A 23,398-nucleotide genomic window follows, 5' to 3' on the forward strand; every position below is an offset into this window, starting at 1 on the left:
TAGATCTTTTCGAAAATTATTCACTTTGTTTACTGGAAAATTTATAATTTTTAAAAAAGAGATTAATTTTATAAATGTAGTACAAAATTATAATGGCCTTTTATTCTTACTTATCGTGAATATAGCCTTAGAATAAAACTAAGACAATCGCCAGCTTATTTTTGAAAGCCTGATTTTATAAGAAATTATATATTTATTGAGCGTGAAATAGTTAAACAAAACCATTTATGCAATAAATATTGGTTTCCCATAGAGCAAAGTTACGGGATTAAGTAAATATCATTAACCTTTATACAGTAAAAGAAGATCTTTACAAAGAAAAAAAGAGCTCTATAAACACATGATTCAAGAAAAAAATGAGTTGATTGAGAGATTATTGAGTAAATAGTTTGTTTTATTCAGTTCATAGTTTAAACAATCCAGAATAAGCCTAGAAAAGGTGAAAACATATTTTCATAAGTTACCACTCAACCAAAAAATAATAAGTTTATTTGATTATTATTAAATAGATTGCAGATACTAAATACATTAAATTATAAGCTTGTTACATTTTTCTCTGTTAAATTCAATCACTTTTATAATTTTTTTAAGAAGTAAGAATAATTACAATGGAAAATGATTTTATCAAAAGTAGAAGGAATAAATTTCATTTTATTCCTAACTTAATAATTGTCTATCTGCTAAAATTATCTCATTTCAATGCTATCAGAAATTTCTCATACTTATGTAACTTGAATCTTCTCATTTTCTTTCTTTGAAGGTGATAATTTTTATCATTGATTTATGTTATTGAGTTAGTAAAGTCACCGGTAAATAAAAATACAGCGGAAAAAGACCAAGATTCTTATTGAATTTTTATTATCTCAAAATATTTAAGTTTTCTATATTATATATTAGTGATGGAAGGTCTTCATTTAATATTAGTGAGAGTATATTTTTATGTAGGTTACACATGTAAAATCTATCTAAAAAAAATTCCATTAGGATTTTATCTTATTATTATGTAGTTTTGCATATTATGAAATTTTTAACTTACTTAAGTAACAAATTATTGGAAGTTTATTAATGAAGAAAATAAAGAATGATATTTTAAATAAAATTTTCAATAAAGATGCAAGAAATATTTTAGATTTTCTTGGTAAGTCTATTTCAATTAATTCGACTATTACCTCTCCTCCCTATTTTGATATGAAAGATTATGGTTCAGATAATCAGATTGGCTATGGTCAATCATATCAAGAGTATCTTAATGATTTAAAAGACATATTTGAGAAGATATTTCAGATAACAGAAAAAGATGGTAGTCTATGGATAATTATTGATACTTTTAAAAGAGAAAATCAAGTTGTTACTCTTCCTTTTGATCTTTCTAATAAGCTAAAAGAAATAGGATGGTTACTACAAGACATTATTATTTGGAAAAAAGACAAAACTGTTCCTTGGTCAAATAATGGCTTTGTCCAAAGAAAGTTTGAATATATTTTATTTTTTGCAAAGTCAGAAAAATTTAAATATAATAAGGATAAAGTCAGAAATTTTGATGTAAATCAATTAAAAAAATGGTGGGTTAAATATCCTGAGCGTTATAACCCTAGAGGTAAAGCTTTGGATGAAATATGGGAATTTCCAATTCCTGTTCAAGGATCTTGGGGTGATAAATATATTCGTCATTTTTGCCCCCTACCGAAAGAAATGGTGGCTACTATAATCGAAATTAGTTCAAATGAAGAAGATATCATTTTAGACCCTTTTGCTGGAAGTGGATCTGTTCCATTCCAATCTGCATCAATGAATAGAAAATATATTGGATTTGAATTAAATACTACTTATATCGAAATGTTTGATGATTATCTAAAAAAGAATTTAGAGCAATCAAAAAAGGATTATCTTTTATTACAGAAAATAACTGATCAAGAGGAATTTAGAAAAAGAATACTTAATTTAAGATCTTTAAAATATGGTCGTATATTAATTAATGAAATTGAAAAGAAATTTGAACTTGATTTAAAAATTTTTGTTAAGATAAAAGAGTATATTAATGATAGCAAAACCCATATAAACGTTGAATATCAAATTATAGGAGATATTTCAAATAAAAAAAAGTTTTTAATAAATGAAATAAATGATTTAACAAGTAAACCTCCTCTTTCTAAATTTGGTATAAATCCAGTTTTCAAATTTTTAAAAAATAAAGAATTTAATTCTAAAAAATATTATAACTACACAAATACTAACACATATTCATATTCTGATTTACCTTCAACATCTTCTAAAATTAAAGTCATTAGTGAAATATGTGTAGATTTTAATGAAAATGATTATAATTAATAATTATGGCCAAAAGAATAAAGATATCTTCAAAAAAAATAGTTCAAAAATTGACGCCTGAGCAAAAAAATCAAAATAAATTAAAAAGAACTCAGGAAAATGAAATAAGAACAATTTTTAAAAATTTAGGATTTATACGATTGCCTAATATTGATGGAAAACAGATTCACTATAAAGATAGAACATCTGAAATGGACGATATATTTATCTGTGAGAATGTAATTTTAATTACTGAATATACCATATCAGAAAACCCTGGAAATCATATAAAAAACAAATCTTTTTTTTACAATAAAGTACTTAAAAACGAGAAAGAATTTATAGAATTCTTACTCAATGAACCTAAATTAAATAGTTTTAAAAAATATTATAATGAAAATATAGAAACAAGTTATACTCTTAATCAGCTAAGAGTACGAATCTTATACTGTTCAAGATATAACGTTGCTGAAGAACATAAAAACATAGCTAAAGGAGTATATTTTTTTGATTATAATCTTGTTCAATATTTTAAATTATTGTGTAAAGTTATAAAAAAGACAGGTAAATATGAATTTTGCGATTATATCCAATTACCATTTGATGAATTTGGTGAAAATATTTTAAAAAGTGAAAATTCTCAAAAAAATAAATATTTAGGACATATACTTCCAGAAGAAAAAAGTTCTTTTAAAGAAGGATATAAAATTGTATCTTTTTACATTGATGCAGAATCTCTAATGAGAAGAGCTTATGTTTTACGTCAAGAGGGATGGAGAAAAAAAGAAAATATTGGTTATTATCAACGTATGATTGAAGGAAGCAAGATTTCAAGTATGCGTAAATATTTGTCTGAAAAAAAGCGAGTCTTTATTAATAATATTATTTCTACAATTTCAGAATCTAAGATAAAACTATATGATGAAGATGGAAATCAATTGCAAATTGATGAAAATGGACAATTTGTTAATTCTTCTAAAACAAGAGTTACTCCAGCTCAAATTGAGATTAATGATGAATGTAATATTATTGGGATAATTGATGGACAGCATAGAACTTATGCGTATCATGAAGGAAATGATTCTTATGAAGAAAAAATTAAATCCTTGAGAAAAATACAAAACCTTTTAGTTACAGGAATTATTTTTCCTAAAAATGAAAATCAATCAACAAGATTAAAATTTGAGGCTAACTTATTCTTGGAAATTAATTCTAACCAAACGAATGTAAAATCTAAATTAAAACAAGAAATAGAATTAATGATAAGACCTTTTTCTAATATAGCTATTGGAAAAAGAATTTTGATAAAACTTAATGAGAGTGGTCCATTTGAAAATTTAATAGAACAATATAGCTTTGAAAAAGGAAAATTAAAAACAGCATCTATTGTTAGTTTTGGATTAAGGCCACTAATTAAACTTGATAATGAAAAAACTCATGATAGTTTATTTTATATATGGGATAGAAATGATAAAGAAAAATTAAAAGATAATAATATAGAAAATTTTGATTTATTAGATGAATATATAAATTATAGTGTCCAAAGAATTAGAGATTTATTTATTGCTGTTAAAAACAATTTAGATAAGGATCAATGGTCATTATATAGCCATAAAACTCAAAAAGGAATATTAAATGTAACTTTTTTTAATGGTTTTCTAAATGTGCTTAGATTACTTATAGAAAACAAAAAATTAAATCAATATTCAGAATATTCCAAAAAATTAGAAGGATTAAATAAATTTCCGTTTAAAAATTATAAGTCAAGTCAATATAGAAAAATGGGAGAAGATATTTACAAAAAATATTTTTTATGATATGATTTATAATAAGAAATTCTATATAGATTTCTTTTTGTTTTTAATGTTTTTTATTTTCAAGAATATGTCCCCAAATTGTTGGGTTTTATTCAGAACGAAGTGACAAAATTTAAATATTTTTTAGGAGTTAAAATTATATAGTAGTTTCTTAACAATATAATAAAAAAAAAGAGAATCAATATTCTTGATTCTCTTTTAAACTTGGTAGCGGGAACAGGACTCGAACCTGTGGCCTTCGGGTTATGAGCCCGACGAGCTACCTACTGCTCCATCCCGCGGTGTTTGTGAGTGCAAATATACAACAAATTTGTTACAATGCAAGTTTTATTTAAAAATTTTCAGGTAAAAAGTGAATTTTTTACAATTAAAATAGAATTTATCTTGATAAAATAGATAGTCCGCATCAAAAAAAGCTGAGTTAAAAGTAACTCTATCAACCCTTTATACATATAAGAATTGAAAACGTCAGATAACTTATTTAAAAAAGATTTAGTAAAGATTATTGATAGATTTATAATTACGTTTAAGTATTTACCAATAATTAACGATGGAGGCATTTAATTTTTAAGACTTTGCAATTAAAATCAAAATGTCAATAAATCAAATAAGAATATAATTTTAAAATTTCTCGATTTTATATTTTATAAATAAAAAAAAGAAACAGAATTTGTTCTACAATGACTTTTGCAAAGCCTCAAACTCATCCCATCGATCTTTTGCTGCCAGTTCAGCCAGTTGCGGCCAATGGTTTGGATTGTGTATACGATAAGAAGCTCCTTCATAAAGCTCAAGAATATTTTTCAATGAATCTACAGATTGTTGAGAAAGTTGTTCCCAAGTATAAATGCCGCTTTCATTTAAAAAGAATTCAATACGTTCACCAATACCTTCAATAATTTTTAAATCATCATTTTTAATGGGCGTATTTTCTTTATTTTCTTCATCAACAATACCGTTTTCAGAAGCAGAGAGGGTTGAGGTGTTTTCAAGCGTCTCTATGGGTCTTCTTCTGATTTTTCCACCGGTATATAAAACCTTCATGGTTTCAATTTTATCAATATGCGTGGCAATTTCATTTTTTAATTGCTCATTTTCTTTTTCAATATCCGTAAAATATTTTTCCTCTTTTTTACCAAACAATAAACCTATAAAATAAAAAAGAAAAGCTGTGATCAATAAAGGTACGAATACCACAGAAACAGCTTTAAAAAAAGCCTTAGTATTCGGGTCATTACTGCTTAAATTTAATTTGCTTAAATCCAGATTTTCAATCCATATATACCAATAACTTGCCCCTAAAATCCATATTATTCCCGTAATAAGAAAAACCCAAAATAATATCTTTTTATTCATGTAAAGGTAATTTAATGTTAAAATTTTGTGATAAAGATAAGGAAATCCATTCAAATATAGATAAATTTCTATTTCAAAGATGAGTACCTCTCTTTATCCTGCGAATTTCGTTAGTAATTTTTTAAACTCTTCCGGTCTGTCTAATTTAATATTAATAGGAAGATAAAAAAGAATATCTTGCAGTTGTTGAAAATGTTTTAACCGCATAAAGTCTTTTTCAGTAGTTAAAATGACTGCTTTTCCATCTAATTTTTGATAAGCTTTTTCAATTTCCACAATATCCGCTTCCGAAAAATTATGATGATCTTTAAATTGTAAATGAGTAACCGATGAAAATTTACTTTCCGCAAATTCCAATATATCCTGATATTTAGCTATTCCTGTTACTAATAGGATCTGATAAGAAAGCAGATCATCAATAGGTAAAGTTAAAGTAGAAGAGATCACCTGTTTTTCATATATGATCGTTGAAAAAAACAATGATTGATAGGGTTGTAATTTTAATTTTCGTTCAATGGTCTTTTTATTTTCTTCATCTAAATTTTCGGGACATTTGGTAACAACAACTATTTGTGCCCTTCTAGCACCATATCTGCCTTCACGTAAACGTCCAACAGGTAAAATATGATCTTCATAATAGGGATGACTGTAATCTGTTAAAAGAATATTCAATCCCGCCTTTACATACCGATGTTGAAAAGCATCATCTAAAATAAAAAGATCAGGATTAAAATCCTTAATTAAATTGTCGATTCCATGGGCTCTTTTTTCGTCTACTCCTACAATTATTTTGTTTTTAAAACGTAAAAAAAATTGCATGGGTTCATCACCAATATCTTCATAACTGGTAGTATAATTTGCAAAATGGAAACCTTTGGATTTCCTTCCATAGCCGCGGCTTAAAACGCCTATAAGATGAGTATCTTTCAACAATCCGATTAAATATATAACGAAAGGTGATTTACCCGTTCCTCCAACGCTTAAATTTCCTACCGTAATAATCGGTTTTTTGTAACTTTTTGAATGTAAAAGTCCCCAATCAAAAAATTTATTTCTAATATAAGTAACCAGCCAATACAGACCGGCAAAGGGATAAAGGAATATCTTCATATTTTAATAAGGAAGCAAAAATATAAATTTATAAGATGATATTTACTTCTCGTTCTAATTGAATGTTAAAAATTTTATTAACATCTTCAATTATAGAGTTTGATAGTGATAAAATTTCTTCTCCGTCGGCATTATGCAGATTAACTAACACCAACGGTTGTTTTTCGTGCACACCCACGTTTCCGATTTTTTGGCCTTTCCAACCGGCTTTTTCAATTAACCAAGCAGCAGGAATCTTAACCCAAGTATCGGAAATGGTATAAAAAGGTATATTCGGGTAATTTTCTTGAATTTTAGTTAATTGATCAATCGTTATAATCGGATTTTTAAAAAAGCTTCCTGCATTTCCCAAAAGTGCGGGATCAGGAAGTTTACGTTTACGGGTAGCTATAATTTGATTTCTTACGTCCAGCAAAGAGGGTTCAGAAATATTATTTTTTATAAGTTCTTCTTTTATATCTCCATATGAGAGTTTAAGTTTATGTTTTTTAGTGGTTAATCGAAAAGTAACTTCAATAATGGCATAATTATTTTTTCCTTCATTCTTAAAAAAAGATTCTCTATATCCGAATTTACAATCTTCAGAAGAAAAAATCTCTATTTCACGGGATTTTAAATTAAGAGCTTTCAGTTGATAAAAAGAATCTTTCATTTCAACTCCATAAGCTCCAATATTCTGTATAGGAGAGGTTCCAACATTACCGGGAATAAAAGATAAATTTTCCAATCCTCCGTAATTTTTAGCTACACAATAGCTCACAAAAGAATCCCAATTTTCTCCGGCCATAGCAGATACGAATACATGATTCTCATCGTTACCCGTCCTTTCTTGAATTCCCTTTAAATTAACTTGTATAACCAATCCATGAAATGCTCTAGTAAATAAAATATTGCTTCCTCCCCCTATAAATAATACAGGTAAATTTTGATTCTCAGAAAAATTTAAAGCCTCGTTGAGCTCTTCGAGTGTAGATATTTCCGTAAAAAAATTACAAAGCGCAGGTACTTGAAAAGTCGTAAATTTTTTGATATCCTTATTCTCCTGAACTATCATTGAAGTGAATTATATTTTTCTAAACCTTTTTTGATAATTTTTATGGATTGGGCAATGTCATCTTTATTGATTACATAAGCAAGTCTAACCTGTTTTTTGCCATGTTCATGGTTGGAGTAAAAACCTTGTGCTGGGGTAAGCATAACCGTACCGTTTTCATACTCAAAGTCTTTTAACATCCATAAACAAAAATCCTCAGCATTATCAACCGGCAATTCTACAGTGCAATAAAAAGATCCTTTGGGATTGGGACAAATTACCCCCGGGATTTCATTAAGTAATTTTACCAATAAGTCCCGTCTTTCCGAATATTCTTTTCTTACGTTTTCAATGTACGACAGAGGTTGTTTATGTGCGGCATTGGCAATAATCTGTCCAATTAAAGAAGGGCTCAAACGAGCTTGGGCGAATTTTAAGGCTATTTCCAAAAATTTTGTATTTCTGGTAACTAAAAAACCGCAACGGATTCCACAAAGGCTGTAACGTTTGGATTCGGAATCTACAACAATCACATTATCTTTAAGTTCAGGAAAATCTAATACGGAATGGAACGGTAATCCATCGTATACATATTCTCTGTATACCTCATCGGATATAAGAAATATATCGTGTTTAATAGCTATATCTGCCAATTTTTGCAATTCTTCTCTTGAATAAAGGTAACCTGTGGGATTACTTGGATTGGTAATGAGAATTGCACGGGTTTTGGGTGTAATAACTTCTTCGAATTTTTCAATATCGGGTAATGAAAATCCGTTGTCAATAGTTGAAACAATGGGAACTATAGTAACACCAATAGATTCTGCAAAACTATAATAATTTGCATAAAACGGCTCAGGAACGATAATTTCATCTCCATGATCGCATAAGCAACTTAAAGAAAATGAAAGAGCTTCAGACCCCCCGTTGGTAATAATAAAATTGTCTCTGGTTAAGTCATTGAATCCTAACGAGTGATAATAATCCTTTAGTGTTTCTCTATAATCAAATTTTCCTTCAGAAGGAGTATACGCATAAATATCAATATCAATATTTTTTAAAACATCGATGGAAGTTTGCGGGGATTTGATATCCGGCTGTCCGATATTCAAATGGTATACATGCAACCCTTTTTCCTTTGCTTTAACTGCATAAGGAGCTAGTTTCCTTATAGGAGACTCAGGCATATTTAAACCTCGTGAAGAGAACTTTGGCATAATTTTTTATGTTGTTTTGGAAATTACAAATTTATTGAGTAAATTTGTTTAAGGCAACAAAATTAAAAATAAGTTTTAAATTTTTAATTATTATAGTTTAAGCATATTATATAAATAGTAAATTTATTTGAATGTTTAGCTAAATAATTGACAATCTTAGTTGTTTTTTCTTGTCTTAAATAAAGTGCGAAAATTCTAAAAATAACATTATAATAATATTTAATAGTAATTAGTATGGGAAATAAAAATGCTCAAAATGTTTTAACCGGTATGGTATTAGGAGCTGTTGCCGGATTTCTTGCCGGTGTGTTAATTGCTCCTGATAAAGGTAAAAACACCCGTAAAAAAATAAAAAGAAAAGCAGAAGATTTAGGGGAAAGTCTAAAGGATTCTTATCATAAATATAAAGATGAATTGAAGGAGGGGTATGATAAGTACAAAAAAGAGTTTAACAGAAAAAAAGATGAGACAATTGATCATCTCGCGGAGGAATACGATGAGTTGACCAAAAAATAATTACTGAAAATTTAAAAGAGTCTGTTTTAATGACTCTTTTTTAATTTTATCACTATATTTTAATAACTTATGTTAGGTTTTGTAAAAAAATATATCAATAATAGAATCGAACTTCTTAAATTGGAATTGACTGAAACTATTTCCGGTTTGTTGAGCATAGTAATTTTCATCATTATTGTTTTCAGCTTAGGAATGATGTTCTTATTTTTAGCCAGTATTGCTCTGGGAGTAATGCTTGGAACTCATTTTAATAATATGGGATTAGGCATTTTAATTATTTCTTGTATCTATCTCATCATTTTTATGATTCTTCTTTCCAATTATTCGAAAATCAAAAAATTTATTGAGAGGAAAATTATTGAATTACATTTAAATGTAAAAGAAAATGAACTTAATGACAAAAACTAACGGAAGATATACGTACGAAGATTTTTTACTACGTAAACGTGTATTAAAAGATGAGATTTCTGATATGGAGAATAAACTCTCCCTAAGTCATTTATCTGAAACCTTAGGTTTAGTTAATGATAATGTAGGAAACAAAGCATTAAACTTTGCTTCTAATTCAAATCTCTTAAAGATGCTAATTAATTTTGGAATAGGTTTCGGAACTGAAAAAGTAATTTCAAGGTTTGTAAATAAGAAATCCTTATCAGGGAAATTGATCATGTTAGCTTCTTCTTATGTTGTTCCTATGGTCATTTCTAGAGGTAGGAATATTTTATCATCTATACGTAACAGAAATGAAGTTAAAGCTCTGAGGAATTTTAATGAAGATGACGAAATTTAGAAAGTAGTATTTTAAATACATATCAAATCCATTACAAAATAAATAAAAAGGCTATTATAATAACAGCCTTTAATTTTTTTAAACTTAATTAATTTAGTTTATCTAGTTAACTGCAGAGGATAATTCTGCACCTGCTTTAAATTTAGCAACTTTCTTAGCAGGAATTTTAATTTTAGCTTTTGTCTGAGGATTAATTCCTTCTCTTGCACTCCTTTTAGAAACAGAAAAAGTTCCAAAACCTACAAGAGTAACTTTGTCTCCTTTTTTTAATGCTTTGGTTACATTATTCAAAAATGAATCTAAAGCTTTTTTTGCTGCTGCTTTAGTAATATCAGCATCAGCTGCAATTGCATCAATTAATTCTGATTTGTTCATGATGATTTAATTTTAATAAGGTTATTTATCTTAATTTAACAAAGGTAATATTTTGTTTGATATAAACAAGCAAATTCCCTCTTTTTTTCGTTCTAACAAAGAAGACTTTACATTTTTTTGTTAAGAATTAAATTGTTTTTTTATACCTTATGTTTAAAATAAAACCCTATCTAATATTAAATTTCCATTTTCAGTATATTTAATAAGATCATTTTTTATAAAACTGGTAATCAGACCTTTTTCTCTTTCAGGATAAAGCAAATGTATATTAGCTCCGGCATCCAAAGTAAAATATAATTGAGCGTTAGAATCGTGTCTGAATTTCCAAATTTTATCAATGATCGCCAAAGTGTTAGGCTTAATCAAAATATAGGGCGGGGTAGAAGTCATCATCATGGCATGAAGTGTCAATGCTTCATGTTCAACTATTTTACCAAATTGTTCCCAATCTCCGGATTGAATCAAATCGCTAACTTCAGATAAATTTTTATTTGCTTCTTGGAAACGTGTGGATGCATAGGGATGTCCTTTCATTAAACTATGGCCAACGGAGCTGCTCACTTGTTTAGATCCTTCATGGACCAATAAAATGGTATCTTGAATTTCTTTAAATATAGGAGCTATTTCATAGGGAAAAGGAATAGCATATAAATCGGAAGTGGAAGGTATATTTGGGCTTTTACCCCATATAGCCAATCCCTTGTAAATTGATCTGCATGCACTTCCGGAGCCCAATCTAGCCAAAAAAGAAGCTTTTCTTAACGTAAACTCTTCAGAATTTTTCTCTCCCAATAATTCGTTCATATTCATAAGACATAAGGCCAAAGCACCAAATCCGGATGCAGATGAAGCAATTCCACTACTGTGAGGAAAAGAGTTTTTTGTATGTATGGAGTATGAATATTGGTCAATGAATGGTAAATACTTTTTTATAGATAGAAAATAGGTATGAATTTTTGCTGCGAAATTTTCTTGAATTTGGTCTTCAAGATATACTTTTACCGAAAAGGTGTCGGATTTTTGAAATTGGATTGATGTTTCCGTAAAACTTTCGGTAAGTGTGTAACTTATGGATGGGTTGGCAGGTAATTGTGCGTCATATTTACCCCAATATTTAACTAATGCTATGTTTGAACTGCATTTAGCTTTTACTTCTCCATTTTCTATATTTTTATACGTTTCAGATGGAATAAAATTTTCCTCAGTCATTATTTAATTTTTTATATTGTAGATAATTTTTAGCGTGAAATTTTAATGAATCTTGAATAGGTATGAATGCATACGACAATAATTTTTTTATCTTGTCGTTGGAATAGGTGTTTTGAGAAGTCAATGCTAAGTAAACAGGCTTACTTATAGTTTTCTTACCGGGTAAAAATCGAGACAATACGGATATCCTTTTTAATAATGAATTAGATATTTTAATGGGAGGTTTCCTGTTCAATTCTTTTCTTAACAGGCACATGAGGTTTTTATACGATATGTTGTCTGCAGTTAAAATAAATTTTTCATTACTTATTGAAGGTTCATCCATAAGTTGTATACAAATATCGGCGACATCCGAAGCATCTATACATCCGGTGATCCCCGAAGTATAATAGGCTCGATTTGCATATGCCTGATCATAGAGTAATCCATTGCCTCGTTTCCAATTTCCGGAACCTAATACGATACCCGGATATACAACTAACACATTTAATCCTTCTTGAGAACCTCTCCACACTTCCATTTCAGCTCCGTATTTTGAGCAAGCATAGGATGAATGATTGAATTTAAAATTCCACTCAGCATTTTCATTAATTGAAGAATCTTCAAAGTTAGAGTCTAAGGTGGCGATTGAACTTATATAACAAAATTTATCTATTTTATGATTAATAGATAAATTAACCATATTTTGAGTTCCTTCAATATTTATCTTGCGTAATTCTTTTTTATCTTTTTCATCAAAACTAACCTTTCCGGCAACATGATATACTTTTGTTACACCTATAAAAGCTTCTTCCAGGGAAATAATATCAAGAATATCCCCTTTAATCCATTGTAAAGAATCATATAATTCGTTAAATCTTTCCGGTTCGTATAATTTAAACAAGTTGAAAACTTCTTGTTTAGAATCTTCCGATCTATATAAAGCTTTAACTTGCTCACCTTTTTCGGCTAACTTTACTAAAAGATAGCTTCCTACTAAGCCCGTACCTCCTGTAACTAATATCATAATGGATTGCTAAATTACAGCTTTTTAATTTTATATATTAGTGAAATTAGCTTAAGTTTTGAAAATATAAAGTAGTTAGTTTGAATAAAAAAATAAGCTTATTATTTATCAAATACAATTTAACAAATTAAATAATATACATATAAAATGCTTATTAAAAAATTATCTCTAAAATCTTTATATAAAAGTATGAGTATTTATAAAAGGGTGTATAACAAAAAAAATGCCTGTATTAAACAGGCAATTTTTTTATTTTTTTTGAAAAAACATAATTGGACTCATCCAATATTGGACCGGTTTTATTTCCGATAAATATAAACTTATAAAGCTTATAACCATTGCTAGTGGAAAATCAAAAAGAATCGGGTAGGTAATATCTAAAGGAGGAAGTAAATACATCCTGATACCGGATATTATAAAAATAACACAAGGATGCACCAAAAATATTCCCAACGAATATTTACCTAATTTATAAAATCGATCAGTTGCTAAATTTATTACGCAAGTAATGCTTATCATACTAATTAAATAGAAAGATGCTCTATATAAAAATCCCTGTAAAAGAGTCGGATAAGTACTTTTATAAGATCCTTCCCCAAAAGTAGCCATCACGAAATAAAAAAGGTTTTTAGCAAAGTATAAGCCGGTGAATATGGTTAATAAAATAGCAACGGGTATAATAGGATTAACTTTTCTGATCTTATTGAACATTTGTTCATTGCAATAATAACCTAATACAAAGTACGGAAAGAAGGTAATTACTCTGAAGGCATTTAATTGGATATCTATAAAGCCAAACAGTAAAGGTATAATCAGAGATAAACTAAACACTAATGGGAATTTTAAATTTAACTTAGCAATATAGTAAACCAGTAATCTCCAAACTAATAGACCAACCACATACCAAAGCCCTCCATAAGGAAGAATGAAAATCGAAATAATTTTTTGAACAATATTAAATTGATCCGCAGGAAGGGTTACTGCTTGTACAGTTATGAAAGGGATGGAATAAGTTAGCTGTGCTGCTAAGTAGGTGAGCCCTAAAGATTTAAATGATTTGATATATTTATCCCACGTAATGTTTTTTGAAAAATAGCCGGATATAAATATAAAAAGAGGCATGGTAAAAGTGGAGAGAAAGCTAACTAAAACTGCTGTTCCTCTATCTTTGTAAAGGTTTTCGGTAGTATGAGCATATACTACAAAACAAACTAATATAAATTTCAAAGAGTCAAAGGTCTTATTCCTGTTCATTGTTAAAAAGCAATTAAATTAACGACGACAAAACTATAAATATAATAGTAAAAGTCCAAATTAATAAGTATATTATAAAAAATTTTATTTCAAGCCTAAAATTTTATATGAAATTGAATAAAAATAGATAAATATCATAAATTTAATATCTTATAAACATAAACTTTAGTAAATCATTTTATATTTATATGTTAAAATAATATAATATTTGAATAAATAAATTAATATATAATAATAAATGGGAAATATTATATTATTTTATCTATACTTTTTCTTGTTTTTATTTTTTGAGCTTTAAATTGAGAGGGTGTTAGTCCGGTTACTTTTTTAAATTGCGCAGAAAGGTGAGCTACACTGCTGTATCCCAGTTTATAAGAGATTTCCGATAAATTCAATTCATCATAAGACAATAATTCTTTTACGGTTTCAATTTTTTGAAGAATGATATAATGTTCAATGGTAATGCCTTCAGAAGAAGAAAAAAGTTTGCTTAAATAGGAATAGTCTTTGTTTATTTTTTGGGATAAAAATTCAGAATAAGTTATCGATGGTGCTGTATGTTCTCGAATCTGTGAAATTAACAGAGATTTGATCTTTTCAATTATTTTTTGATTAGAATCACTAATAAGCTCGAAGCCCAGCTTTTCTAATTTATCACTAAAAATATGCTCCTTTTCTTTGCTCAATTCCTCATTTAAAATAACCATCCCAAGCCTAACAGTAACCGGCTTAATATGAATTTCTTTTAAAATTTCCTCAACCGCAAAAATACAGCGATCACAAACCATATTTTTAATATATAAATTCATAAGTGAAATTTTATACAAATGTAATGCCTAAATTCTTCCTGTAAAGTGATGGATAGTAAGTCACAATCATTTTTTCGGCTAAATTTCAATATAGATTAGTAAATAGTTTTTTATAAATTTGTATAAAAAAAATGGCACTACTAGCACCTTCCATCCTTTCGGCAAACTTTGGGAATTTAGATAAGGATATAGAAATGATCAATTCGAGCGAAGCCGATTGGTTTCATATAGATATTATGGATGGAGTATTTGTCCCTAATATTTCTTTCGGATTTCCGGTTTTAGAAGCTGTTAATAAAAAAGCTAAAAAAATCAAAGATGCTCATTTAATGATTGTAAATCCGAGTCAATATTTTCAAACTTTTAAAAATTTAGGTATAGATTATATTACGGTTCATTATGAAGCCTGTATCCATTTACACCGGACTATTCAGGAAATTAAAAATTTAGGTATGAAAGCCGGAGTGGCCTTAAATCCGCATACCAATATAAATTTATTGGATGATACTATCCAAGATTTGGATTTAGTGTTAGTAATGACTGTAAATCCCGGGTTTGGAGGACAAAAATTTATTGAAAACTCATATAAAAAAATAGCCTCTTGTAAGGATTTAATTATTCAAAAAAATTCACAAGCATTAATACAAGTTGACGGGGGAGTCAGTCTGGAAAATGCTAAAAAGCTATCTGATGTCGGAGTTGATGTTTTGGTTGCCGGAAGTAGCATTTTCAATGCGAAAGATCCCATACAAATGATCAAAGATTTAAAAAATAGTACCAACTAAGTTCATAACCCATTAAAATGAAAGACAAAAAAATTCATTTTATAGTTAATCCTATTTCAGGTAAAGGATTAGGTAAGAAAGTAAAAAATAGGATAGAAGAACTTTTTGCAGACTATGATAAAGAAATCAAAGTAACAAGAAAAAAAGATGATGGATATAAATTTGCATTGCAATCCATTAAAGAAGGAGCCGACATTATTGTAAGTTGTGGAGGTGACGGAACACTTAATGAAGTAGCTACTGCCTTACTTAATAAAGAAATCCCCTTAGCAATCGTTCCTATAGGTTCCGGAAATGGATTGGCCAGACATTTACATATTCCTCTTACTTATGAAGAAGCATTACAATCGTTGAAAACTTCCCAACATACTAGTAAAAAAATTGATTGTGGAAAGATTAATAATATATATTTCTTTAGTAATGCAGGTATAGGCTTTGATGCTCATACTGTGAAAGAATATGCTCATCAAAAGAAAAGACAATTAGCAGGATATGTTAAAAGTGCTATCGCAAGTGTTTTTAAATATAAGCCTATTCAGATTGATATGCATTCAGAAACGAAAAACTTTAAGGGAAAAGCCATGATGCTGAATATCTCTAACAGTAATTGCTTAGGATACGGGTTTTCCATTTCGCCAAAAGCTTCTTTGCAGGACGGTAAATTTGATGTTAATCTGATAGCTGAATGTTCCTGGGGAGCATTTGGTTTAATCGGTATGGGATATTTATTTAATACTAATTTCGGAAGTAAGAAGAAAATATTTTTTAAATCCAATCAATTAGAAATTGAATTTGATGGAAAATATTTACAAATTGATGGAGAATATATACCCACCAATGCTAAAAAACTAACAGTTTCCTTATTACCTCAATCACTTAAAGTTTTAATAGCTTAAATATATAACCTATAAATTAATATTCTTTAAATCGCTTAAAGTTATTTCTAAAATATAGATAAATTCTAGAAATGTTAAAATTATAGCATAACTAAAATTTGTATGAATAGGATAGTTAATGAGGAATTTATATAGAAAATTAATGTATCAAAGCACATACAAACTAAAAATAAAAATCTTATTTTCAAAAAATAATTGATCACTTGCTACCAATAAATTTATAATATAAAAAATATTTACTTTGAAGATATTATCAAAATCAGTAGATTTGAACCTATACAGTAAATAAAATATACCCGTTAAAGCAAAAAATAAAATGGACCAATTTTCATTTTTAAATGCAATCAATTCAGAATACATAGATGAATTGTATCAAAAATATTTGAAATTTCCTGATAGCATAGAACCCAGCTGGAGAAGCTTTTTTCAAGGATTTGATTTTGCCAGAAAATCCTACAATGAAACATCAGAATATAATCAATATAGTGAAAAGGACTTTTCAAATGCAAAAGGAATTTCTGAAGATATCATAAGAGAATTTAAGATAATAAATTTAATAAACGGGTATCGAACAAGAGGGCATTTATTTACTAAAACCAATCCGGTCAGGCAAAGAAGAACCTATACCCCCGATTTAAGCATAGAAAATTTCGGACTTAGCGAGTCAGATTTATCCGTACCTGTCAACGGTAAAATTATAGGAATTGAAGGAGAATATACTTTAAAAGAAATAATAGATATACTTAATAAAGAATATTGCAGTTCCATTGGAATTGAATACATATATATTAGAAAACCCGAAGAAATCCGTTGGATTCAAAATTGGATAAAGAAAAATTTTAATCAGCCCGTATTAAATGTAGAAGAAAAGAAAAGAATATTAAAAAAGCTTTCACATGCCGTTGCCTTTGAAAATTTTTTACATACGAAATTTGTCGGTCAAAAAAGATTTTCATTAGAAGGAGGAGAGACTTTAATTCCCGCTTTAGATGAAATAATTAACCATTCCTCAGATCTGGGAGTGGAAGAAATCGTTATCGGAATGGCCCACAGAGGGAGATTGAATGTTTTAGCTAATATATTTAATAAATCGTATTCGCAAATATTTAATGAGTTTGAGGGGAAAGATTATTCAGAAACCATTTTTTCAGGAGATGTAAAATATCATTTAGGATCTTGTAATAATTATAAAACTAAAAAAGGTAAAACCGTTAAAATAAGTTTAGCTCCCAACCCGTCGCATTTGGAAACCGTTGATGCCATAGTGGAAGGAATTGCGAGAGCAAAAACAGATTACGAATATCAAGAAGATTACGGTAAGGTCATGCCTATACTTATCCATGGAGATGCAGCCATTGCCGCTCAAGGAATCGTATATGAAGTAATTCAAATGATGAACTTAGACGGCTATAAAACCGGAGGAACCATACATATTGTAATTAATAATCAGGTAGGATTTACTACCAACTATTTAGACGCACGTTCCAGCACCTACTGTACAGACATAGCTAAAACGGTTTTATGTCCGGTATTGCATGTAAATGCAGATGATGCAGAAGCAGTTATCCATGCAGTACGATTTGCTTCGGATTACAGAAATACCTTTAATAAAGATGTTTTTATTGACCTTTTAGGTTATAGAAAATATGGACATAATGAGGGCGATGAACCTCGTTTTACACAGCCTCAATTATATAAAATAATTGAAAATCATCCGAATCCCAGAGAAATATATCGAGCAAAACTTGAAAAAGATGATATCATTACGCAAAAAATGGTGGCTGACGATGACGAAGAATACAGAAAGTTACTGGATAAAAATTTGGAAGATTCCAAAGAAATGGAACAAGCGACCGTTGAATTATTCATGCAGCAAGAATGGAAAGATTTTGAAAGAGTAGGAGCTGCCGAGCTTTTAACACCCATAGATACAACTTTTCCATTGGAAAACTTGCGTACCATAGCCCATCAAATTACGGAAATACCGGAAGGAAAAAACCTCTTTAATAAAACCAAACGTTTATTGAAACAAAGGCGGGATATGATTGATGTTACCCAAACCATAGATTGGGGGATGGCAGAATTATTGGCTTACGGTTCGCTGTTAACGGAAGGACATCATGTCCGATTATCCGGAGAGGATGTTGAACGAGGAACTTTTTCACACCGTCATGCAGTGATTAAAACGGAAGACACAGAAGAAGAAATCATCTTATTAAACAGCTTGAATACCAAAGCTAAATTCTATGTTTATAATTCCTTGCTGTCAGAATATGGAGTTTTAGGATTTGAATATGGATATGCCATGACTTCTCCTTTCTCGCTTACAATTTGGGAGGCCCAATTTGGAGATTTTGCCAACGGAGCACAAATTGTAATTGATCAATATATTTCTGCAGCTGAAGATAAATGGAAAATGCAAAACGGATTGGTTATGTTGCTTCCGCATGGTTTTGAAGGACAAGGAGCAGAACATTCTTCGGCGAGGATCGAACGATTCTTATCTCTTTGTGCCAATGGAAATATGTATGTAGTAAATGCAACTACTCCGTCGAATTTATTTCATTCTTTAAGGCGACAATTGAAAACTGATTATAGGAAACCGTTGATTGTTTTTTCTCCTAAAAGTTTACTAAGACATCCTCAAGTAGTGTCTACCCTGGAAGAATTAGCAGAAGGTGCCTTTGAAGAGGTAATCGATGATTCAAAAGCAACTAAGATAGAAAAAATAACTCGTGTCGTTTTATGTTCAGGTAAATTATTCTATGAATTGGATAAGAAAAGAGAAGAACTAAAAGAGGAACGAGTGGCATTGGTACGTATAGAACAACTCTATCCTTTACATTGGGATAAAATCCAACAAATATTACAAAAATATTCTTTTCAAAAAGAGTTAATTTGGGCACAAGAAGAACCCGAAAATATGGGAGCGTGGTGGTACATACTCAAAGAATTTAGAAAATTCAATATTGAAGGAATTTATACCTCCGAAAGCGGTTCTCCTTCACCGGGCTCACACAAACGATACGATAAAATACAAAAAAAATTAATCAATTCTGTGTTTGAAAATATAAAATAAACCATTAAAAAATAAAATATTTGAACTTATGATACTTGAAATGAAAGTTCCCTCTCCCGGGGAATCAATAACAGAAGTAGAAATTTCAACCTGGTTGGTTAAAGAGGGAGATTATGTTGTAAAAGATCAGGCTATTGCGGAAATAGACAGCGATAAAGCCACTTTAGACCTTCCGGCAGAAGCTTCCGGCAAAATATCTTTGAAAGCTCAAGAGGGAGATACAGTTCAGGTAGGACATATTATATGTTTAATTGACACGGATGCTGTAAATCCAATTCATGATAAAGAAGAAATAGTAACCAACGAAGCAGAAACAACTGTTTCTACTCATACATCGGAAAATTCTCAAGAAAGACCCGCCGATTCATATGTAAAAGGAACTTGTTCACCCGCAGCCAGAAAAATAGTTAAAGAAAAAAATATATCTCCCGAAGAGATTCAAGGAACGGGAAAAAATGGAAGAATAACAAAAAAAGATGCCTTACAAGCAGTTCCATCTCTTGGTAATTCTACAGGAAATGGAGTCAGAACGTACCAATCAGTTAAATTATCGGCGCTTAGAAGAAAAGTAGCCGAAAGATTGGTAACCGTAAAAAATCTAACCGCCATGTTAACTACTTTTAATGAAGTGGACATGAGTGAAATTTATCGTATAAGGAATGAATATAAAGAGGCATTTAAAAATAAACACAATGTGAATTTAGGATTTATGTCTTTTTTTACCCTTGCTGTTGTAAGAGCATTGCAACTGTTTCCCGATGTTAACTCTATGATTGACGGTGAGAATAAAATAACCTATGATTTTCAAGACATAAGCATAGCTGTGTCCGGACCTAAAGGATTAATGGTTCCTGTACTTAGAAATGCGGAAACCATGACATTTAGAGGAGTAGAGCTAAATATAAAGACCCTTGCGGAAAAAGTGAGAGACGGAAGAATTACCGTGGATGAAATGACCGGAGGAACATTTACCATTACCAATGGAGGAGTTTTTGGTTCTATGTTATCTACCCCGATCATCAATCCACCACAAAGTGCAATTCTTGGAATGCACAACATAATTGAGCGGCCCATCGCAAAAAATAAACAAATTGTTATTGCTCCCATGATGTATGTTGCCCTTTCTTATGATCATAGAATTATCGATGGTAAAGAATCGGTTAGCTTTTTAGTGGCTGTGAAAGAAGCACTTGAAAATCCATTGGAACTATTGATGAATAATAACATAAATAAAGCATTAGAATTATAAAAATCTATACAACCGCTTATAGCGGTTTTTTTTTATGAACCAAAAACGTTTTTATACTAAGATTAAATCTATAAAATAAAGCATATATAATATTTTAATATGAAAAGAATACTCTTTATCTTTACTCTATTATTTTCGTTTCTTATTTTATCAGCTCAAGAGTCAGACAGAAAAAAACTGGAAGAATTTCTTTCGAAACAACAAGATATAACTTATGAAAGGATTGAAACTTATAAAGGAGGACCTTTACAATTTAAGTTACAAATTAAACAACCTTTAGATTGGTCGAATACCTATGCCGGTTATTTTAATCAACAAGTCATTTTGACTCATACAGGCTTTGATCGGCCTATGCTCATGGAAACGCAAGGGTATGGGATGTATGATGTTAAAAATGAATTGCAGCAAATCTTAAATTCTAACGATTTAAATATTGAACATCGATATTTTGGAACTTCAATACCCGACTCTTCAATATTTAACTGGAAATATTTGACTCTTTATAATGCAGCTCATGATTTACACCATATAAATACTATTTTTAAAAAAATATACGGTAAAAAATGGATCAGTACAGGTATAAGCAAAGGAGGACAAACAACTATATATTATCGATATTTTTTTCCTGAAGATGTTGATGCCTCCCTGCCGTATGTGGCCCCGATAAATTATTCTTTGGAAGATTCGCGAATATATAGTTTTTTAAGCTCGGTGGGATCGGAAACTTGCAGAAAGGAAATTAAAGATTTTCAACTGTTTATGCTGAAAAATGAAAAGGAAGCCTTAAAATATGTACAAGCCTATTCTGATATAAAAGGTCTTACCTATAAATATTTGGGATCCCTAGGCAAAGCTTTTGAATATACGGTATTGGAATATCCTTTTTCATTTTGGCAATGGGGATATTCTTGTGATTCCATTCCTCAGTCAAACGAGGTTGCGAAGGGAGTGGATTATCTTATAAAAGCCGTTGATATAAGTTTTTTTAGTGATCAGGAAATTAAGCAATATGCGCCACATTATTATCAAGCAGCCTTAGAAATGGGATATTACGGATATGATATTTCACCATTTAAAAATTATTTAAATTATTTTACTGAAAATCCTTTAGCAACATTTCCTCCTAAAGAAGCAGGAAAAATCACGTATAGTCCGAAACTCACTAAAAAATTAGAAAAATGGTTAGATACTCAGGGTACTAATTTTATATATATTTATGGGGAATTGGACACATGGAGCGCTACCAAAGTTATCCCTTCTTTAAAAACTAATTCCCTTAAATTGGAACTTCCCGGAGCAAACCATGCTTCAGCAAGAATCGCAAACATGGATCAAGTGATGAGAAATCAGTTGAGCGATACCTTATATCAGTGGATAGGGATTAGGCCTAATTATAATTTATTGAATTAATAATTTTATATTTTTAAAAAGAAGTAACTAATAAATTTATTAAAATATAAATAGGAAACTAAATTTAAATTTTTATTTTATCTTGGAATAGAATTTGTATTTAAATGATTTAATTGTAGTATATTTCTTTTTTTTAATAAAAATAAAGATAAATATAGGATTAATTAAAAATACTTTCGTTTTAATTAATATTTAATTAACAAGAATTCTATATATAAATTATAATTTTGTGTAATCATTAATGTACTAATAATACGGATTGAATTAATTATAAATTTAAAAGTAATAAATTTACAATTTTAAAACCTGGGTGTAAAAATGGAAAAAGGAAAGAAGAAGAATAGAATATTTAGAGATGCGTTTGGCCATTGGTTTATCTTAAAAAGATTTCTTATATTCACCTTTGGGGTTATATCATATAATAGATTCAACGGATTTAATAAATTAAAGCTTAAAGGAACTGAAAACCTGTTAAAGCTTCCCGATACCAATGTATTGTTCGTATCCAATCATCAAACCTATTTTGCGGATGTATTTGCCATGTATCATGTATTTTGTGCCGTAAAGCACGGATATATTGACACCATTAAAAATCCTGTTTATCTTTTAGATCCGAAAGTAGATTTATATTATGTGGCGGCAAAAGAAACCATGAATAAGGGGTTATTAGCCAAATTATTTTCTTTAGCAGGAGCAATTACTGTTAAAAGAACTTGGAGAGATGCAGGAAAAGATGTCAATCGAAAAGTTGATATGAATGAAATAGATAATATTTTGCATGCATTGGATAGCGGATGGGTAGTTACCTTTCCACAAGGTACAGTAACTCCTTGGTCACCCGGTCGAAGAGGAGCGGCAAAAATTATCAAAAAAAATAAACCCATTGTAATACCTGTTGTAATCGATGGATTCAGAAGAGCTTTTGATCGTAAAGGCTTACTCGTTAAAAAAAGGGGGGTTGAACCCAAAATGACATTTAAAGCTCCTTTAGACATCGATTATGAGAACGAAGATTCAAATGAAATTTTAGCTAAAATCATGATAGCTATAGAACAAGATCCAAGTTTTTTAAAAGTTAAATCGGTAGAGGAACTGGAAGCAGAAAGGGAAGAAGAAAAGACCCGATCATTTTTTGAACTATAATTTCTTACAGAGATAAAAAAAGGCAGTCGTATTTAGC

Annotated in this window: 20 protein-coding genes and 1 tRNA gene; 11 read left to right on the plus strand and 10 right to left on the minus strand. The window is 29.5% G+C overall.

The window, feature by feature from the left end:
* The first annotated feature begins 1,065 nt into the window (after positions 1 to 1,065).
* Positions 1,066 to 2,328 carry a site-specific DNA-methyltransferase gene (locus tag GFV00_RS00360; RefSeq protein ID WP_185149965.1) on the plus strand — a complete coding sequence of 421 codons (1,263 nt, stop codon included), beginning with the start codon at positions 1,066 to 1,068 and terminating at the stop codon, positions 2,326 to 2,328.
* A gap of 5 nt (positions 2,329 to 2,333) precedes the next feature.
* Entirely contained in the window at positions 2,334 to 4,124 is a 1,791-nt protein-coding gene (locus GFV00_RS00365; RefSeq protein ID WP_160556766.1) for a DGQHR domain-containing protein, read from the plus strand.
* A gap of 205 nt (positions 4,125 to 4,329) precedes the next feature.
* On the opposite strand, the gene GFV00_RS00370 is transcribed toward GFV00_RS00365, so the two are convergent.
* The 5 genes from GFV00_RS00370 to GFV00_RS00390 form a co-directional block, all read right to left on the minus strand.
* Positions 4,330 to 4,405: transfer RNA gene (locus GFV00_RS00370), tRNA-Met, on the minus strand.
* Between the two features lie 394 nt (positions 4,406 to 4,799).
* Positions 4,800 to 5,480, minus strand: a complete 681-nt coding sequence (locus tag GFV00_RS00375) for a hypothetical protein (protein WP_160556765.1) — start codon at positions 5,478 to 5,480, stop codon at positions 4,800 to 4,802.
* Between the two features lie 93 nt (positions 5,481 to 5,573).
* Positions 5,574 to 6,590 (minus strand): tetraacyldisaccharide 4'-kinase, encoded by a 1,017-nt coding sequence (lpxK, locus tag GFV00_RS00380; RefSeq protein ID WP_160556764.1) that lies wholly within the window; start codon positions 6,588 to 6,590, stop codon positions 5,574 to 5,576.
* 28 nt (positions 6,591 to 6,618) lie between these two features.
* Complete coding sequence (gene murB / locus GFV00_RS00385; RefSeq protein ID WP_160556763.1) at positions 6,619 to 7,644, minus strand: UDP-N-acetylmuramate dehydrogenase; 1,026 nt, start codon at positions 7,642 to 7,644, stop codon at positions 6,619 to 6,621.
* The gene (locus GFV00_RS00390) at positions 7,641 to 8,840 is read right to left on the minus strand and encodes a pyridoxal phosphate-dependent aminotransferase (RefSeq protein ID WP_160556762.1); all 1,200 of its coding nucleotides are present in this window, start codon (positions 8,838 to 8,840) and stop codon (positions 7,641 to 7,643) included. Before GFV00_RS00390 ends, murB begins: the two co-directional genes overlap by 4 nt.
* Before the next feature lie 234 nt (positions 8,841 to 9,074).
* Here GFV00_RS00390 and GFV00_RS00395 point away from each other — a divergent pair, with 234 nt between their 5' ends.
* The 3 genes from GFV00_RS00395 (at position 9,075) to GFV00_RS00405 (ending at position 10,146) form a co-directional block, all read left to right on the plus strand.
* On the plus strand, positions 9,075 to 9,356 hold the full coding sequence (locus GFV00_RS00395) for a YtxH domain-containing protein (protein WP_160543134.1): 282 nt from the start codon (positions 9,075 to 9,077) through the stop codon (positions 9,354 to 9,356).
* Between the two features lie 69 nt (positions 9,357 to 9,425).
* A complete protein-coding gene (locus GFV00_RS00400) occupies positions 9,426 to 9,764 on the plus strand; it encodes a phage holin family protein (RefSeq protein ID WP_160543133.1) in 339 nt (112 codons plus the stop codon).
* Positions 9,751 to 10,146, plus strand: a complete 396-nt coding sequence (locus GFV00_RS00405; RefSeq protein WP_160556761.1) for a hypothetical protein — start codon at positions 9,751 to 9,753, stop codon at positions 10,144 to 10,146. The genes GFV00_RS00400 and GFV00_RS00405 overlap by 14 nt, the downstream gene beginning before the upstream one ends.
* Positions 10,147 to 10,248: 102 nt before the next feature.
* Here GFV00_RS00405 and GFV00_RS00410 read toward each other — a convergent pair whose 3' ends face one another.
* From GFV00_RS00410 to GFV00_RS00430, 5 genes are all read right to left on the minus strand, one after another.
* The gene (locus GFV00_RS00410; RefSeq protein WP_160543131.1) at positions 10,249 to 10,521 is read right to left on the minus strand and encodes an HU family DNA-binding protein; all 273 of its coding nucleotides are present in this window, start codon (positions 10,519 to 10,521) and stop codon (positions 10,249 to 10,251) included.
* A gap of 153 nt (positions 10,522 to 10,674) precedes the next feature.
* Positions 10,675 to 11,730, minus strand: coding sequence for a diphosphomevalonate/mevalonate 3,5-bisphosphate decarboxylase family protein (locus GFV00_RS00415; protein ID WP_160556760.1), 1,056 nt, complete (start codon positions 11,728 to 11,730; stop codon positions 10,675 to 10,677).
* A complete protein-coding gene (locus tag GFV00_RS00420) occupies positions 11,723 to 12,736 on the minus strand; it encodes an SDR family oxidoreductase (RefSeq protein WP_160556759.1) in 1,014 nt (337 codons plus the stop codon). The genes GFV00_RS00415 and GFV00_RS00420 overlap by 8 nt, the downstream gene beginning before the upstream one ends.
* A 249-nt stretch (positions 12,737 to 12,985) precedes the next feature.
* A complete protein-coding gene (locus GFV00_RS00425) occupies positions 12,986 to 13,990 on the minus strand; it encodes an acyltransferase family protein (protein WP_160556758.1) in 1,005 nt (334 codons plus the stop codon).
* Positions 13,991 to 14,238: 248 nt separating this feature from the next.
* Positions 14,239 to 14,799: an AraC family transcriptional regulator gene (locus GFV00_RS00430; protein ID WP_160556757.1), complete on the minus strand. Its 561-nt coding sequence runs from the start codon at positions 14,797 to 14,799 to the stop codon at positions 14,239 to 14,241.
* A 131-nt stretch (positions 14,800 to 14,930) separates the two neighbouring features.
* On the opposite strand from GFV00_RS00430, the gene rpe reads away from it, so the two are divergent.
* From rpe to GFV00_RS00460, 6 genes are all read left to right on the plus strand, one after another.
* Positions 14,931 to 15,584: a ribulose-phosphate 3-epimerase gene (rpe, locus tag GFV00_RS00435; RefSeq protein WP_160556756.1), complete on the plus strand. Its 654-nt coding sequence runs from the start codon at positions 14,931 to 14,933 to the stop codon at positions 15,582 to 15,584.
* Positions 15,585 to 15,601: 17 nt separating this feature from the next.
* Positions 15,602 to 16,480, plus strand: a complete 879-nt coding sequence (locus tag GFV00_RS00440; protein WP_160556755.1) for a diacylglycerol kinase family protein — start codon at positions 15,602 to 15,604, stop codon at positions 16,478 to 16,480.
* A gap of 316 nt (positions 16,481 to 16,796) precedes the next feature.
* Positions 16,797 to 19,559, plus strand: a complete 2,763-nt coding sequence (locus GFV00_RS00445; protein WP_160556754.1) for a 2-oxoglutarate dehydrogenase E1 component — start codon at positions 16,797 to 16,799, stop codon at positions 19,557 to 19,559.
* A 28-nt stretch (positions 19,560 to 19,587) separates the two neighbouring features.
* Positions 19,588 to 20,808, plus strand: coding sequence for a 2-oxoglutarate dehydrogenase complex dihydrolipoyllysine-residue succinyltransferase (gene odhB / locus GFV00_RS00450; RefSeq protein ID WP_160556753.1), 1,221 nt, complete (start codon positions 19,588 to 19,590; stop codon positions 20,806 to 20,808).
* Between the two features lie 99 nt (positions 20,809 to 20,907).
* On the plus strand, positions 20,908 to 22,218 hold the full coding sequence (locus GFV00_RS00455) for a S28 family serine protease (RefSeq protein ID WP_160556752.1): 1,311 nt from the start codon (positions 20,908 to 20,910) through the stop codon (positions 22,216 to 22,218).
* A gap of 318 nt (positions 22,219 to 22,536) precedes the next feature.
* Positions 22,537 to 23,361, plus strand: coding sequence for a 1-acyl-sn-glycerol-3-phosphate acyltransferase (locus tag GFV00_RS00460; RefSeq protein WP_160556751.1), 825 nt, complete (start codon positions 22,537 to 22,539; stop codon positions 23,359 to 23,361).
* Positions 23,362 to 23,398 lie beyond the last annotated feature (37 nt).

Source organism: Apibacter sp. B3935 (assembly GCF_009827705.1).
Taxonomy (GTDB): domain Bacteria; phylum Bacteroidota; class Bacteroidia; order Flavobacteriales; family Weeksellaceae; genus Apibacter.